This window comes from Patescibacteria group bacterium, from assembly GCA_041653535.1.
Taxonomy (GTDB): Bacteria; Patescibacteriota; Patescibacteriia; order JACRDY01; family JACRDY01; genus JBAZFH01.
In genome coordinates, this window is record JBAZFH010000002.1 from 62,682 (window position 1) to 75,809 (window position 13,128).

At 42.9% G+C, this 13,128-nt stretch carries 18 protein-coding genes; 6 read left to right on the forward strand and 12 right to left on the reverse strand.

The window, feature by feature from the left end:
• Window positions 1–204 precede the first annotated feature (204 nt).
• Genes rpmH through yidD form a run of 3 tightly spaced genes read left to right on the forward strand, consistent with a single transcriptional unit; the run spans window position 205 to window position 1,019 of the window.
• On the forward strand, window positions 205–342 hold the full coding sequence (rpmH, locus tag WC310_02100) for a 50S ribosomal protein L34 (protein ID MFA5358596.1): 138 nt from the start codon (window positions 205–207) through the stop codon (window positions 340–342).
• A gap of 55 nt (window positions 343–397) precedes the next feature.
• Window positions 398–745, forward strand: a complete 348-nt coding sequence (gene rnpA, locus WC310_02105) for a ribonuclease P protein component (protein MFA5358597.1) — start codon at window positions 398–400, stop codon at window positions 743–745.
• A 1-nt stretch (window position 746) separates the two neighbouring features.
• The gene (gene yidD / locus WC310_02110; protein MFA5358598.1) at window positions 747–1,019 is read left to right on the forward strand and encodes a membrane protein insertion efficiency factor YidD; all 273 of its coding nucleotides are present in this window, start codon (window positions 747–749) and stop codon (window positions 1,017–1,019) included.
• A 122-nt stretch (window positions 1,020–1,141) separates the two neighbouring features.
• Here yidD and WC310_02115 read toward each other — a convergent pair whose 3' ends face one another.
• The 8 genes from WC310_02115 to tig form a co-directional block, all read right to left on the reverse strand.
• Window positions 1,142–1,366, reverse strand: coding sequence for a DUF167 domain-containing protein (locus WC310_02115; GenBank protein MFA5358599.1), 225 nt, complete (start codon window positions 1,364–1,366; stop codon window positions 1,142–1,144).
• Between the two features lie 15 nt (window positions 1,367–1,381).
• Window positions 1,382–1,810, reverse strand: coding sequence for an MgtC/SapB family protein (locus WC310_02120; protein MFA5358600.1), 429 nt, complete (start codon window positions 1,808–1,810; stop codon window positions 1,382–1,384).
• A 6-nt stretch (window positions 1,811–1,816) separates the two neighbouring features.
• Entirely contained in the window at window positions 1,817–2,308 is a 492-nt protein-coding gene (locus WC310_02125; protein MFA5358601.1) for a YfcE family phosphodiesterase, read from the reverse strand.
• A 156-nt stretch (window positions 2,309–2,464) separates the two neighbouring features.
• On the reverse strand, window positions 2,465–3,310 hold the full coding sequence (locus tag WC310_02130; GenBank protein MFA5358602.1) for a deoxyribonuclease IV: 846 nt from the start codon (window positions 3,308–3,310) through the stop codon (window positions 2,465–2,467).
• 109 nt (window positions 3,311–3,419) lie between these two features.
• Complete coding sequence (locus tag WC310_02135) at window positions 3,420–4,061, reverse strand: hypothetical protein (protein ID MFA5358603.1); 642 nt, start codon at window positions 4,059–4,061, stop codon at window positions 3,420–3,422.
• 24 nt (window positions 4,062–4,085) lie between these two features.
• The gene (locus tag WC310_02140) at window positions 4,086–4,592 is read right to left on the reverse strand and encodes a hypothetical protein (protein ID MFA5358604.1); all 507 of its coding nucleotides are present in this window, start codon (window positions 4,590–4,592) and stop codon (window positions 4,086–4,088) included.
• 197 nt (window positions 4,593–4,789) lie between these two features.
• Complete coding sequence (locus WC310_02145) at window positions 4,790–5,332, reverse strand: hypothetical protein (protein MFA5358605.1); 543 nt, start codon at window positions 5,330–5,332, stop codon at window positions 4,790–4,792.
• Between the two features lie 170 nt (window positions 5,333–5,502).
• On the reverse strand, window positions 5,503–6,792 hold the full coding sequence (tig, locus tag WC310_02150; GenBank protein MFA5358606.1) for a trigger factor: 1,290 nt from the start codon (window positions 6,790–6,792) through the stop codon (window positions 5,503–5,505).
• Between the two features lie 73 nt (window positions 6,793–6,865).
• On the opposite strand from tig, the gene WC310_02155 reads away from it, so the two are divergent.
• The gene (locus WC310_02155) at window positions 6,866–7,291 is read left to right on the forward strand and encodes a four helix bundle protein (protein MFA5358607.1); all 426 of its coding nucleotides are present in this window, start codon (window positions 6,866–6,868) and stop codon (window positions 7,289–7,291) included.
• 90 nt (window positions 7,292–7,381) lie between these two features.
• Here WC310_02155 and WC310_02160 read toward each other — a convergent pair whose 3' ends face one another.
• Window positions 7,382–7,663 (reverse strand): hypothetical protein, encoded by a 282-nt coding sequence (locus tag WC310_02160; GenBank protein ID MFA5358608.1) that lies wholly within the window; start codon window positions 7,661–7,663, stop codon window positions 7,382–7,384.
• Window positions 7,664–7,867: 204 nt separating this feature from the next.
• Here WC310_02160 and WC310_02165 point away from each other — a divergent pair, with 204 nt between their 5' ends.
• Window positions 7,868–8,539 carry a hypothetical protein gene (locus WC310_02165; GenBank protein MFA5358609.1) on the forward strand — a complete coding sequence of 224 codons (672 nt, stop codon included), beginning with the start codon at window positions 7,868–7,870 and terminating at the stop codon, window positions 8,537–8,539.
• 93 nt (window positions 8,540–8,632) lie between these two features.
• On the opposite strand, the gene WC310_02170 is transcribed toward WC310_02165, so the two are convergent.
• The 3 genes from WC310_02170 to WC310_02180 form a co-directional block, all read right to left on the reverse strand.
• A complete protein-coding gene (locus WC310_02170) occupies window positions 8,633–8,971 on the reverse strand; it encodes a hypothetical protein (GenBank protein ID MFA5358610.1) in 339 nt (112 codons plus the stop codon).
• Between the two features lie 135 nt (window positions 8,972–9,106).
• Complete coding sequence (locus WC310_02175; GenBank protein ID MFA5358611.1) at window positions 9,107–9,388, reverse strand: hypothetical protein; 282 nt, start codon at window positions 9,386–9,388, stop codon at window positions 9,107–9,109.
• Window positions 9,389–9,498: 110 nt separating this feature from the next.
• Window positions 9,499–11,520 carry a sodium-translocating pyrophosphatase gene (locus WC310_02180; protein ID MFA5358612.1) on the reverse strand — a complete coding sequence of 674 codons (2,022 nt, stop codon included), beginning with the start codon at window positions 11,518–11,520 and terminating at the stop codon, window positions 9,499–9,501.
• 242 nt (window positions 11,521–11,762) lie between these two features.
• Here WC310_02180 and WC310_02185 point away from each other — a divergent pair, with 242 nt between their 5' ends.
• The gene (locus WC310_02185; protein ID MFA5358613.1) at window positions 11,763–13,052 is read left to right on the forward strand and encodes a M23 family metallopeptidase; all 1,290 of its coding nucleotides are present in this window, start codon (window positions 11,763–11,765) and stop codon (window positions 13,050–13,052) included.
• Window positions 13,053–13,128 lie beyond the last annotated feature (76 nt).

Consider the following 13,128-nt stretch of genomic DNA (forward strand, 5'->3'; position numbering starts at 1 on the left):
TAAAATTAGACAAATAATGTGCTTGGTGCTGTTTTTTTCAGCAAACGAGCGGTTTGGCCAGATTTTGATAATAGGTGTATTTTAAAATATATTTAATTTTAGACAAATTTCATTTTTCTTGTTTTTCAAGAGTTTGATCTTTTGGGGGTTTGGTGTTAGTATTAGGCTATTACTTGTATAAAACATTTAAAATTTACCTAAATTATGCCAAAAAGAACATTTCAGCCGAAAAAGGCTCATAAAGCGAAAAAACATGGTTTTCGCTCTCGAATGGAAACCAAGGATGGTCGCAAGGTGTTAAAGCGCCGACGCGCCAAAGGCCGCAAAAAATTGACTGTCTAAAAACTCTTAAAGCCCCCTCTTTGTGGGGGTTTTAAAATAGTTGTAGAATATACGTATGCTAAGCAAAGAATTTCGAATAAGAAAAGACAAAGAAATAAAAACCATTCTCGGTAAGGGCAAGGGTTTTTATAGTAAAGTTTTTGGTATCAAGTTTTTGCCAAACCAAGCCGCGGTTAGCAGGTTTTGCTTTGTGGTTTCTAATAAAGTGAGTAAACAAGCAACTAAACGTAATACCCTAAAAAGAAAAGTAAACGAGATAATCAGACTCAACCTTAAAAAAATTAAACCCGGAATTGATTTAGTGATCATGGCCAGAACTGGCGCTGATATTTTGAGCAAAGACTACAAAGAGTTGGAGCGAGAACTGTTTTGGGCTCTAAATAAAAGCGGTCTGACAAAATAATATGAAAACTCTAGAAAAAATATTTTTCCCTTTACGACTGTTTGTGGTTTTTTTGATTAATATTTATCAGAAAGTTTTGTCTTTTGATCACAGTCCGGCAGGAAAGGCGATGTTTCCTCACGGGTTTTGTCGTTATAGTCCGACTTGTTCCGAGTATGGCAAACAAGCGATATTGAAACACGGTTTAATAAAAGGTGGTTGGCTGGCGACGTATAGAGTTTTTCGCTGCAATCCGTGGTCGAAGGGCGGATACGATCCAGTACCGGAGGATTAGTATATAGGGGTTGGTATATAGTATATAGGGAAAAATACAAAAATTTATAGAATAAAAAATCGAGGCACTCCCTCGTTTTTTATTTTACTATAAGCATAAAAGCTATGGGCTACTAGCCGTTCTTACATCTGTATTTCAATAGTTTTGTCTTTGCCGCGCAGACCTTTTACGATTACAATGTTGCTTTTGGCAACTTTAAACTCTTCGGAAATAAGTTCTATTACCTGATCGTTGGCTTTACCCGCAGTAGGGGCGGCAGTAACGCGCACTTTCCAGGCGCCACTGGGTTCTTTGATAATTTCATTTTTATTAGCCCTAGCGGCTACTCTTATTTTTAATCTAAACATCATACCTATTATTTTTTATAATACCTCTTTAATGCTTTTTTTATATTTTTTCTTATCGGCAATAAGTAAAAATATAAAAATCACGGCGGTAATAACTATGGCAACTAGGTACCAACCAACGGCAACTGTCATGCCAATAGCGGCTGCTACCCAAATATCGGCAGCAGTGGTTAGTCCCCGAACCTCTCCTTTTTGTACTATAATCATGCCGGCACCAAGAAAACCGATGCCGACAACTATTTGCGCGGCGATTCTCGTAGGATCAACAATCGCTCCGAAAAAACCATAAACAGATAACAGTGTAAAGAGTGCCGAACCAAGAGCTACCAAAGCGTGGGTTTTAGTGCCGGCGGCTTTTTCGGCAATATTTTTACGCTCCCATCCCAGCAATCCTCCTAAAACAGCGGCGAGCAAGACCTTAGCTAAAATAATGATTTGAGACATAATTTTTTATAAGTATAAAATTTTTAATTCTGCTTCGTGTTTTTCTGTATCATAGACGGCAAAAGTCGGTTTGGCAAATAGACCTGCCAGAGTGCCCGGATTTAGTAGTTTGGTTTCCCCGATGGTTTCTTCCCATGGTTTATGGTTGTGACCGTAAAAAACTACATCATATTTTTTGGTGGTGGCTAGCTCTCTGGCTTTTTCCGGTTGGTGGGTAAAAGCGATTTTGATTTCCTTGATTTCTAGTTCGCCGACATCGCCAAGTAAATGGGTATTAGGTGTGGCTAATTTTTGCATAACCTCTTTATCGCCGTCGACATTACCAAAAGCTAAATATACTTCTCCGTCAAAATTTTCACCCAAATATTTCAAAACGCTCGGCGCGCAAACATCGCCGCAATGGATGATGGTTTTTATTCCTTCAGCTTTAACAATCCGCAACATCTCGTCGATGTTTGGGATATTGTCATGGGAGTCGGAGATAATGGCAAATAGCATATTGGTAGTTGGTAGGTGGTAGTCGGGGTTAGTTAGGGAGCGACCCTGCATGTGCGGGGTTATCGTGATTGGCGCATTTAATAACCAAATTTCCAGTTTCTAATTTCAAGTTTTTTGTCTTTGTAGCGTCAAAATAAAGAAATCAGAAATTGGAAATTAAGAGTCTCTTAGATGTTTTAGAAACTTTATATCACGTTTTCTTTTTTCGTCGCTGGGGGTTTCTAGGATCATGTTAACTTTTTTTAGCTTAGAATTTCGGACGATAGCAGTGATCCCCTCTTTACCGATTTTACCGTCACCAAGATCGGCGTGGCGATCTTTTTTGGAATTCAGTTCAGTCAGCGAATCGTTGAGGTGCATTAGGTTTAAAAATTTTAAACCAATTTTTTGATCAAAAGTCTTTAGAGTTTTTTCTATAGCGGCTTTGTTTCTCCAGTCGTAGCCGGAGGCAAATGAGTGGCAAGTATCGAGACAGACGCCGATTTCCGCCTTAGGAAGCTTTTTTAGGATACCCTTGATAATCGTACCAATTTCTTCGAATTCATCTCCAATGATTTCCCCGCTGCCGGCCGAGTTTTCGATCAGGAGTTCGGTGGTTCCTTCGTAGTCTTCCAAAACCTTGATTAAACCCTCGATGGTTTGTTTGATTGCCGGCGTTCGACCCAAGTCTTTGGCACTACCCAGGTGGGTCATGAGGTATTTCACGCCAAGCAGTGAGCAGCGTTCCAGTTCTTCACGAATAACCGAGATAGAACCATAGCGAACACGGCTGTTACCTGAAGCAAAATTTATAAAATAAGGAGCGTGGACATAAGCTTCAGCTTGTTGGTAGTTTTTACACGCTTCTTTAAAATCTTTCACTGTTTTAGGAGTAATAGTCGCGGCTGGTCCGCCCTGTGGCGGTCGGGTGAAAAATTGAAAAACCTCGCAATTGATAGAAGCGGCATTGGTCGGGGCGTTTGCTGCTCCGCCGGCAGCAGAGATGTGAGCGCCAAATTTCATATGTCTTAATTTTAGCAGGTTGATAAGAGGATAGGAAGGTAGGAGAATAGGAAAAGAAAAACCCCGTTCTGCACAATGGCGAGAACGGGGTAGTATAAGTGTATGGTGGCTATTGAAGTAACATGCGGAGCAGGTCCTGCACCGCGTAGTATTTGGGGTTTATCAACATCAACACCGCGTCGGCGGTGCGACTGAGCGCCCATATAGTGTCGAGAAAAAGAATAATCAGTGGCAACAGCGTAGCGATAAAACCCCGCCAGCCTTTATCAGTAATACTTCCATCTTCAGAAAAATCGTCGCCATCGGGGTATTTTTTCCAGAAAATTCGGATTACCCCCATATAGACGATGGAAAGGAGAAATAGTCCCCAGGGAACGACCAAAAGGGAAATCCCCTTGGCGTATTGTTGGCGGACCATAATCTCCCACACTTCCGGCGCAACGCCCTCCACCACCTTGGCGATGGTGCCAACGAGATTGCCGATCATATCCAAGGCTTTGTCAGCGATTCCAACAACTGTGGTCGGAGTTTGTTGAGGAGGCTCTTTTTCGGTCGGGGTGGTAACGCCAAACATTTCCCCGAGCTCTTTCAAGCTCTCCTTGGCTTCCCCTTTTTGTTCAGGGGAAAAAACTTGGCCGCCGTCCACGGTAGGGGTTGCCTCCGGTGCCGGAACAGTGCTCGCCACGGCAGCAGCATTGTATGATAAAAACGCGAAGACAAAAATAAAGAAAGAAATCATGAAGCGTTTCATTGGCTTACTCCTTTTACGGTTTATTTAATGGTTTGCCATAAGCTGTTTGAATCTTCCCAGAGCGACCGGATTGGATAATCCGACCGCTTCTACGATTGCATTAATATCTTTTTTCTCTCGTTTTTTGCGGAGGTGGGAAACGATCGAAATGTAGAGTTTGTCGGGGTAGTCTTTTTCCCGCAAAAGATACCCCAAAAATTTACCTAGAAATTCGTTGCTGAAATCCATGACGAGCGGCGGCAGATAGCCGTTATTGAACATAAACGAAATACCCGCCCTCCTTTTAAGGCTGAATAATACATCCAACCATTTTTGGCTGTCGTTTTTTTTAAGAACGGTTATTGTCTTTACGATCAGGTCTTGAACCTCGGCATCCCGCCGTTTTTTTCCAATGAATGCGTAGTGGATGATCCATCCCACTACATAAAGAGCGGGAGCGCCGATGCTGAAAAGCATTGTCCAGCCGCCGAGCACTTGAAAGGCAATCGCGGAAACCAGAACGTAGGCAACCAAAAGCAACACCTTTTTCATTATTCATATCCTCCGTTTTTGTCGGTAGTTTTCAAAAAACATTCATTTTAGTGAATATGTTACATTATCATATATTAACATTTACGTCAAGGGGAAAAAGGTTGGTTAAATTGTTTATAAAATAAAAAAAACAAAGAAAAAAGAAAAACCCCGTTCTGGCGCGATGGCGAGAACGGGGCGATGATTGATCTTTGTCCCTAACGGATCGCGTTGGACGGATCAAGAGCGATGCGGAGTAGCTCCTTGGTTGCGTAGTACTCCGCGTTGGTGAGATTCATGACCCCGAACGGGAGCAGAATGAACGCTATAATCCCAGTGATCACCGCCACAACTAGGAAGAAAACGGTTATAGAGCTCCATTCATGTTCGCCGTTGTCGTTTTTTTTCATGGTTTTTTTGTCTTCCCGACGGCAGAGCACCGCCAGAACGATGAAAATGATGGCGGTGATCGGCATTATCGTGCATTCCAGAATCCCAGCGGTCATGGTCTTTTTTACGAACATCATCCAAATCAAGGGGGATTTTTCCTTGATCTGGGCGCCGACGACCGTCGCCAACTGGTCAATCATGTTGAGCGCCTTCTCCATTGCGTCACCGACCGTTGCCGGGACCTGCTGGGTGGCGGCAGCGGGTTGCTGCGGCACAGGTGTCGAATTTTCCGCACCCGTAGAGGCAAAACCGATAACGGCGAATGTGAGAATGGCGATAATCGCGATGGTCAGAACCAATGAACGTTTCATCTTTCTCTCCAGTCCAGGGTTTAGATTTGGGGTTTTTTATTGCGGTTTGTTGCTAGTTGTTTAAAAATCAATGATTTATTAGTTTATCATATATTGATATTTATGTCAATATATTAGCTTAAACCAGCCAAAAAACGACCATTTCTGGTCGTTTCTATAGGGATAACAGTTTATTTGATTATTTCCTTTTTCAGATGCTCGATCACCTTGCGGTTGGTTAGGGATGTTGCTAGATAGCGGCGATATCCCGGAGATGATAGATTATCTGCAACTTCCGGACTTTGACCATAAACTTTTTTTATTTCTTCCAGCTCTTTATCTATTTCCTCATCGGTTGCCCAAAGTTTATTTTGATCCGCCACCTTGCGGGCAATCAGTGCTGTCTGGACGCGTTTTTTTGCTTCCGGCAGTATTTCTTTCTCCAGTTCTTGCTCGGTCTTTTTTAGATGTTTCAGATAATCTTCAAACTTTAATCCTTGATGTTCAATACTGTGTTCCAGCTCATGAATCATTTTGTGCGCTTCCGCATGGATCATGCTTTCCGGCAGTTCGGAAAATTTAGCTATTTTAATCAACTCATCCAGCATTTCTATTTCTTGTTTTTGGTTTTCCTTTTCCTCTGCTTCATGGAGTAGATTGTGTTCGATACCTTTTCTTACGTCTTCGATTGTTTGGTAGCCACCGAGAGTCTTGGCAAAGTCATTATTTAGTTCCGGCAACTCGCGTTTGAAAGTTTCTTTTACTTCCACTTTAAATTTAGCGAGTTTGCCTGCTAGATTTTTGGCATGATAGTCTTCCGGAAAGCGCAGCTCAAATTCTTTATTTTCATTTTGTGACATGCCGACTATTTGTTCTTCAAATCCTGGGATAAAGCGACCTTCGCCAATAACCAACGGAAAGTTTTTGCTTGAGCCGCCTTCGATAGCCACGCCGTCGACAAAAACGTCAAAATTCACATTAACTTTGTCGCCCTTTTCCAGCGGACCGAGTTTAACGGTTTCTTTGGCGTGAATGTTTTGTAGGTTGGTTAAAATCGTTTCAATTTCTTTAGAATCAATCTTAACGTCTTTTTTGGCAACTTTAATTTTTGAATAATCGTCGAGAGTTACTTCCGGCAGCAGGGTGATGATGGCTTTGTAAACCAAAGGATTGTCTGGAGCCATTTTCTCGATATTTATTTGTGGTGATCCAACCACGTCGGTGTTAGGCAGCTCTTTTTCCAGAACTTCATAAAGGGTTTTGCCGATTATGTTGTCAGCAGCATGTTGGTAGATAGTCATTTCACCCACTTCTTTTTTTACCACGTCATAAGGCGCTTTACCCGGGCGAAACCCGGCAATACTTTTCTCAGTAGAAATAATTTCCGCGGCCTTGATCAGATAAGGTTTGGTTTCTTCGGGAGACACTTCAATGGTAAATTCGATCTGGGCTTTGGATAGTTCTTTTTTAGAGATATTCATAAATTAGTGGATAGCAGCTAGTGGCTAGCAGCTAGGGTTTAATAATATTTAATAAAAAGTTTAGCAATATTTAATGTTTTATTTGTTATTTTTGTGGTATCTAACTAATATTTGTAAAGCGTATGAACAAAAATCTTGTAAGGATTTAATTGTTTGGCAGAAAGCGATCAGGTTAACCGTAGAGGTCTACAAGCTAACCGAGTCTTTTCCAAAAAATGAGCTGTTTGGTCTGACATCGCAAATGCGTCGGGCTGCCGTATCAATAGTTTCTAATATAGCCGAGGGCTATGAGAGAAGGAGTCAAAGAGAGTTTTTAAGGTTTTTATTAATATCCTTTGGTTCGGCTGCCGAACTAGAAACGCAAATGATAATTGCCAAGAGCTTAAAGTATAGCAATCAAAAGGCTTTTGTAGAGTCAGAGCAGTTGCTATCGGAAACCTCCAAGATAACTTTCGCTTTTATCAAAAAGATTAAACTCCGGTTATTTCCTAGCCGCTAGCTACTAGTCACTAGTAGCTATTTTTTAGTGAGCCTAGTTTAGCAAAGGAAAGAAAGAAAGGCAATATCAGGTAAAAAAAGAAGCGGTCGATTATACGACCGCTTTTAAATTTGGTGTTTCTTTTGCCGCCACTGGCGGTAGTTTTTCCAGCATTTGGTTTTCCGACAATATCTGGAAAAAATTAATAATCGCCGCGTTGTTGTCGAGATGACCCCGCCGGATAGCGTCCAGGGTACTGGGGATATTAACATCGCCACCCCTGGTTTTAATTATGCCGTTGTGCACGGCTAGCCTCTCGGGAATTTTTTTATTGGCTACCAGCCAATCTAACAGTTCCTCCAATGGTAATATACTGAGCTGTAGTTTTGACATTTTATTCTCCCCTTTTCTAGAATAGCAGTTTGAATAAGATACTATATTTGTCAATTTTAGTCAAGTTTATATAATGGTTAAATAATTTTTTATATTAGTACTTGTATTGACAAAATTTTTTTAAGGTGTTTAAATAAAAGGTCAATAGCATAAAAAATTGTCTGTTGATGATCTTTTTAACTTTTTAACAAGAGGAGAGGAAAGATGAACCGTTTGTTGATTACTGCAATGGTTGTGATTTTTTTGGTCGTGGGTTTCTCGACAATGGTTTTTGCTCAGGACATGAGTGTTCGCGTTCGTTATCTGAACGGCGCGGTCGACCAGGTCGCGGCTTTTGGCGATTGGCGACTCAACGACGTCGTGTCCGTCGGTCCTTGGGTTTTTGGTAGCGTGACGCAGGTTGAACTTGATGCTGCCGTCAAGGTGAAGCTCGGTAAGAGCGGATTATGGGCGATGCCGGCGTTTGGTGTTATTTCTGATCCGGTCTCCGGCGCTGCTGTTTATTTGGTGGAAGACCTGATCGTCGGATACAATCAACCTTGGGTTGAGGTCCAGTCGCAGAATCTTTTTTCTGATTCTGTCCGATTTGATACGGGTAGTGTTTTTTTTGAACGGGCGTGGGTGCTGTTTGGCAACGCCGATGTAACTCATGTGAAAATCGGCGCGCAGGTCGAGACGTTTGCGCCGCAAGACATCGACGACAAATTTTTGCGGGCGACAAATAAAGTCGGTCCCAAAGTGTCATTTTTTTTCGCGCCGATGCGGTTCGATTTCTGGTACGGGCTGGTCACCAACGACCCGACGCCAGACGTGGAAAACGATACCAAACCTACGACTATGTTCTGGGTTTGGGTAAACTTCCCTATCCAGCATTAGCACAATCATTTTAAATCCCCGGCAGTTTTTGTCGGGGATTTTTTTGTCGGAAATAAAAACACCCCGCTGTGTCGCGGGGCATTGGTTTAATGGTTAATGAAAAATGTCTTCCGCCTCCGCCGTGGTCGTGTCGGCGATCAGTTCCCGTAAAGACTTAATAGCAAAGTTCAATGGTTCTCCGATGAGAATCCTGTGCATGGTTATCAATTGTTCGCTCAACGGCGTCTGGCTCAGTTTTTCGAGGACGCTGAGAACGGCTTCAAGGTCTTGTTTTTTTAGCCTTCCTTGGCTGAAAACAGAGCAAGCCAGTTCAAGTCTTCCCAGTTTGTTTGCCCATAGCGCAAGCTGGGCGCCGGGGTCAATGGTGTTTAAGCCATCGAAAGCTTCTTGGGCTTCATTTAATAAAATTTGGTGATATGGCAGGTCAGACATCCTCTTTCTCCTTTTAGTTTACGCGACACCTTAACTTTTAAACAAAAAACGATTTTTTAGCTTATTCTAAAAGGTGGAAAAAGTCAAGACTGAGAAAAAAATACCGCCTTGCTGTGTTACAAGGCGGCGGTTCGATTAAATATTGAGGTCGCCAGGAAGCGTCAGACCGATTGAAGTTGGAATGGGGACCATCTTCCCGCTGCCAGCCTCTTTGGCGTAGTCAATGCGTTTGATATCGGCGGTTGCCAAAACGTTTTTGGACGAACGACCTCGGATCAAGGTCAGAGTGGATTTTTCGAGAAAATCGTCGCCGGAGATTGCTTCTACCGTCCACGGTTTGCTTTTTACGTCGTCGTCCGGCAGGATCACTTTTTGCCCGATTTCGAGGAAAAATCGAGCGTTATTTTCATCTTTCAAATTAGACCTCCTTTAGTTGGTTGTGGGTTTATCTTAGTACATAAGGAGAAAAAGTCAATCAAAAACACCCTCTTTTGCAGAAGGGTGTTTTTGATATTCTGAGGCTTAGGTTAGATCAGTAGAGAGACCAGCAGCAAAGCCACAACATTCAAAATTTTAATCATTGGGTTGATAGCTGGGCCGGCAGTGTCTTTGTATGGATCACCAACAGTGTCACCGGTAACAGCGGCTTTGTGAGCGTCGCTACCTTTTCCGCCGTAGTTACCGGCTTCAATATATTTTTTGGCATTATCCCAAGCGCCGCCGCCAGAAGTCATGGAGATAGCGACAAACAGCCCGGTAACGATACTACCAACTAGCACACCGCCGAGCGCGACCGGTCCAAGGATAAATCCGACAAGGATCGGAACAAGTACCGGTATTAATGCTGGAACGATCATTTGTTTGAGCGCGGATTTGGTAACGATGTCAACGGTTTTGCCATAGTCAGGTTTGGAAGTGCCAGTCATAATGCCTGGGTTTTCACGGAACTGACGACGGACTTCTTCCACCACTCCACCGGCAGCTTTACCGACAGATTCCATAGACAGAGCGCCGAAAATATATGGCAGCAGTCCGCCGATAAATAAACCGACGATAACCAGCGGGTCGGAAAGTTGGAATAAAAGTTCTCTGCCACGATCGGCAAACTCTTGAATATAAGAAGCAAATAATACCAGTGCGGCCAGACCGGCGGAACCGATAGCGTAGCCCTTGGTTACTGCCTTAGTAGTATTGCCAACGGCATCGAGCTTGTCAGTGATGGTGCGGACTGATTCTGGCAGTCCGCTCATTTCGGCAATACCACCGGCATTGTCAGTGATAGGACCGTAGGAATCTATGGTAACGATAATGCCGGTTAGCGACAACATTGCCATGGCAGCGACAGCAATACCATAAAGTTCAGCAAAATAATAAGCGCCCAAAATGCCGGCGGCGATTACTAATACTGGTAAGGCGGTTGATTTCATAGAAACAGCCAACCCGGCGATTACGTTGGTACCATGTCCGGTTTGTGATGCTTTGGCGATCGACTGAACCGGTTTGTATTCCGAAGCAGTGTAGTATTCGGTGATAACGACAATGAGCGCGGTCACGACTAAACCAATAAGCGAAGAAAAGAAAAGATCAATAGTTTCGTATTTGCCGTTGTTTGCCATCAGCCAGTTGGTAACAAAGTAAAAAGCGACAGCGGCGATAATACCGGCAGCCGCCAAACCTTTATATAAAGCAGCCATGATTTTTTCTTTTTTACCCAGACGAATAAAGAAGCTGCCGATAATAGAAGCAAGTATTGCTACGCCACCCAAAACCAGCGGATACAAAATTGCGTTTTCAAATCCTTTAAAAGCCAGCGCTCCCAGTAGCATCGCAGCCACGGAAGTAACAGCATAGGTTTCGAAAAGATCGGCCGCCATGCCGGCACAGTCACCGACATTATCACCGACGTTGTCGGCAATAACAGCCGGGTTGCGCGGGTCGTCTTCCGGGATGCCAGCTTCAACCTTACCAACCAGATCGGCGCCGACGTCAGCAGCTTTGGTGAAAATGCCGCCGCCCAGACGAGCAAAAACGGAGATTAAGCTGCCACCAAAACCAAGTCCGACTAAAACTTTAGTTGACTCAACGGCGGAGAGTCCGGCAAGTGTTAAAATTAAATAATAACCAGCTACGCCCAGCAATCCAAGCCCAACGACCAGCAAACCGGTAACGCTGCCACCTTTAACGGCAACCGAGAGAGCTTGTTTAATACCGGTTTTGGCAGCTTCGGCAGTACGGGAATTGGCGCGGACCGAGACATTCATGCCAATATACCCAGCAAGCGCCGAAAGTACGGCTCCGACTACAAAACCAAAGGCGATATACCAACCCAGGGCAAAACCGAGAATAATAAATAAAACCACAGCGATAATAGCTACGGTCTTGTACTGCCTGTTGAGGTAGGCTTTGGCGCCGGTTTGGATAGCGGCGGAAATTTCTTTCATTTTATCGTCTCCTGCCGGTTGTTTAAAAATCCAGGAAATCAAAACGATGCCATAGATAATGGCAGCAGCCGCGCAAGCGAGAGAAAAAATAACGAGTTGCATAGACATACCAAAATTTTATTTGTTATTTATTATTAAAATTTAGACAAAATTTGTACGAGCGGATAAGTTATATGTTAGATTTTTCACGTGTTTTTGTCAATCGTTGACCGAAGACCCGTTTTTTGATATTGTTTATATTGTTTTTAGGTCGATTATAGGAGATAATCGGCAAAAGGAGAAAACATATTTCTCATTTTTTTAAAAAAATTGGAATTAGTTTAGCTGCTCATGGATTGAGAAGTTTAATTTTGGTCAAAAACGTATTAGCGTCGTTTTATAGACAGTTTTTGCGCCAAGCGCTTTTTAATAGTGGCAGTTTTTTTATTAATCGCATTATCCTTCCTTTCTATCAGGGATATCTTTTTGGCAAGCGTCAATTGGCTAAAATTTATCACCCATCAGATAGTAGATTTTGGGACATCGTAACCCATCGCTATTTAGTCCATTTTATTATTATCATTTTGGGTGTATTAGTTTTAGCCAATAATATTCAGGCAAAAATTGTTGGTTTTCGTGACGAAGATTTCGGCAAGGAAACAATCCTTTATTCTTTGGTTGGCGGAGATGAACTTGGTTTAATCGAAGAAAAAGCCGATGACACTTTTATTGATCAGCCGACTGATAATTTTAATTATCAAAGTGGCGGCATCGAGGCCGGATCTTCTTTTGGAGAGGGAGAGGGCGAGTTTAATGATCTTTCTGCCACTACTCAAGGAGGTTTGGCTTTACTTAAACCTGAGATTTCGCCCGTGCAGGAGACTAGCAGGGTTAGCCGCACTAAGGAAGAAATTTACGTCGTACAAAACGGCGACACCGTTGCTTCGCTCGCAGAAAAATTTGGTGTGTCGGTCTATACTATTTTATGGGAGAACAATCTGACAGAAAAAAGTTATATTAGACCGGGAGACAAGTTAATTATCTTGCCGGTATCGGGTATTAAGCATAAAGTAAAAAGAGGAGAAACGCTGGATCAAATAGCTCAAAAATATAACGTGGATAAAGAAAAAATTATCGCTTACAACGATTTAGTCCAAAATCAAGGCATAAAAATCGGTGATGACCTTTTGATCCCCGGAGGCAAAAAATTACCCACCTATTCTCCGGCTCGCGTACCCGCTAGTTATGTTGGCGGTAATACTACTACTAGGCCGAGTTCCGCTGTTGTGTCTGGCACTAAATTACAGTGGCCGACTTCAGCATCTCGCATCACGCAATATTATGGTTGGCGTCATACCGGTTTGGATATTGCCGATAAAGGTTCGCCGCCGATTTATGCTGCCGAGTCGGGAAAAGTTATCCGCGCTCAGGCCAGCGGATATAACGGTGGTTATGGTAAAAATATAATCATTGATCATGGGAATGGGTTGCAAACACTTTATGGTCATTTAAGTAAGCTCTATGTTACTGTTGGAGAACAGGTCTCCAGAGGGCAAACAATAGGTGTTATGGGCACCACTGGTCGTTCAACTGGCATCCATCTCCACTTTGAAGTTCGAATTGGAGGATCAAGAGTCAATCCGCTTAGTTATATCAGATAAAGCAATTTAAGGGTTTTTAAAAAGCCTTGGTTTTACGCCAGGGTTTTTTAAGTTTAGAAAAATTTAATGTTTAGTT

Excerpts from the sequence above, each read along its gene's own strand:
- rpmH (MFA5358596.1), top strand. The coding sequence starts at position 205 with ATGCCAAAAAGAACATTTCAGCCGAAAAAGGCTCATAAAGCGAAAAAA.
- rnpA (MFA5358597.1), top strand. The coding sequence starts at position 398 with ATGCTAAGCAAAGAATTTCGAATAAGAAAAGACAAAGAAATAAAAACC.
- yidD (MFA5358598.1), top strand. The coding sequence starts at position 747 with ATGAAAACTCTAGAAAAAATATTTTTCCCTTTACGACTGTTTGTGGTT.
- WC310_02115 (MFA5358599.1), bottom strand. The coding sequence starts at position 1,366 with ATGTTTAGATTAAAAATAAGAGTAGCCGCTAGGGCTAATAAAAATGAA.
- WC310_02120 (MFA5358600.1), bottom strand. The coding sequence starts at position 1,810 with ATGTCTCAAATCATTATTTTAGCTAAGGTCTTGCTCGCCGCTGTTTTA.
- WC310_02125 (MFA5358601.1), bottom strand. The coding sequence starts at position 2,308 with ATGCTATTTGCCATTATCTCCGACTCCCATGACAATATCCCAAACATC.
- WC310_02130 (MFA5358602.1), bottom strand. The coding sequence starts at position 3,310 with ATGAAATTTGGCGCTCACATCTCTGCTGCCGGCGGAGCAGCAAACGCC.
- WC310_02135 (MFA5358603.1), bottom strand. The coding sequence starts at position 4,061 with ATGAAACGCTTCATGATTTCTTTCTTTATTTTTGTCTTCGCGTTTTTA.
- WC310_02140 (MFA5358604.1), bottom strand. The coding sequence starts at position 4,592 with ATGAAAAAGGTGTTGCTTTTGGTTGCCTACGTTCTGGTTTCCGCGATT.
- WC310_02145 (MFA5358605.1), bottom strand. The coding sequence starts at position 5,332 with ATGAAACGTTCATTGGTTCTGACCATCGCGATTATCGCCATTCTCACA.
- tig (MFA5358606.1), bottom strand. The coding sequence starts at position 6,792 with ATGAATATCTCTAAAAAAGAACTATCCAAAGCCCAGATCGAATTTACC.
- WC310_02155 (MFA5358607.1), top strand. The coding sequence starts at position 6,866 with ATGTTTTATTTGTTATTTTTGTGGTATCTAACTAATATTTGTAAAGCG.
- WC310_02160 (MFA5358608.1), bottom strand. The coding sequence starts at position 7,663 with ATGTCAAAACTACAGCTCAGTATATTACCATTGGAGGAACTGTTAGAT.
- WC310_02165 (MFA5358609.1), top strand. The coding sequence starts at position 7,868 with ATGAACCGTTTGTTGATTACTGCAATGGTTGTGATTTTTTTGGTCGTG.
- WC310_02170 (MFA5358610.1), bottom strand. The coding sequence starts at position 8,971 with ATGTCTGACCTGCCATATCACCAAATTTTATTAAATGAAGCCCAAGAA.
- WC310_02180 (MFA5358612.1), bottom strand. The coding sequence starts at position 11,520 with ATGTCTATGCAACTCGTTATTTTTTCTCTCGCTTGCGCGGCTGCTGCC.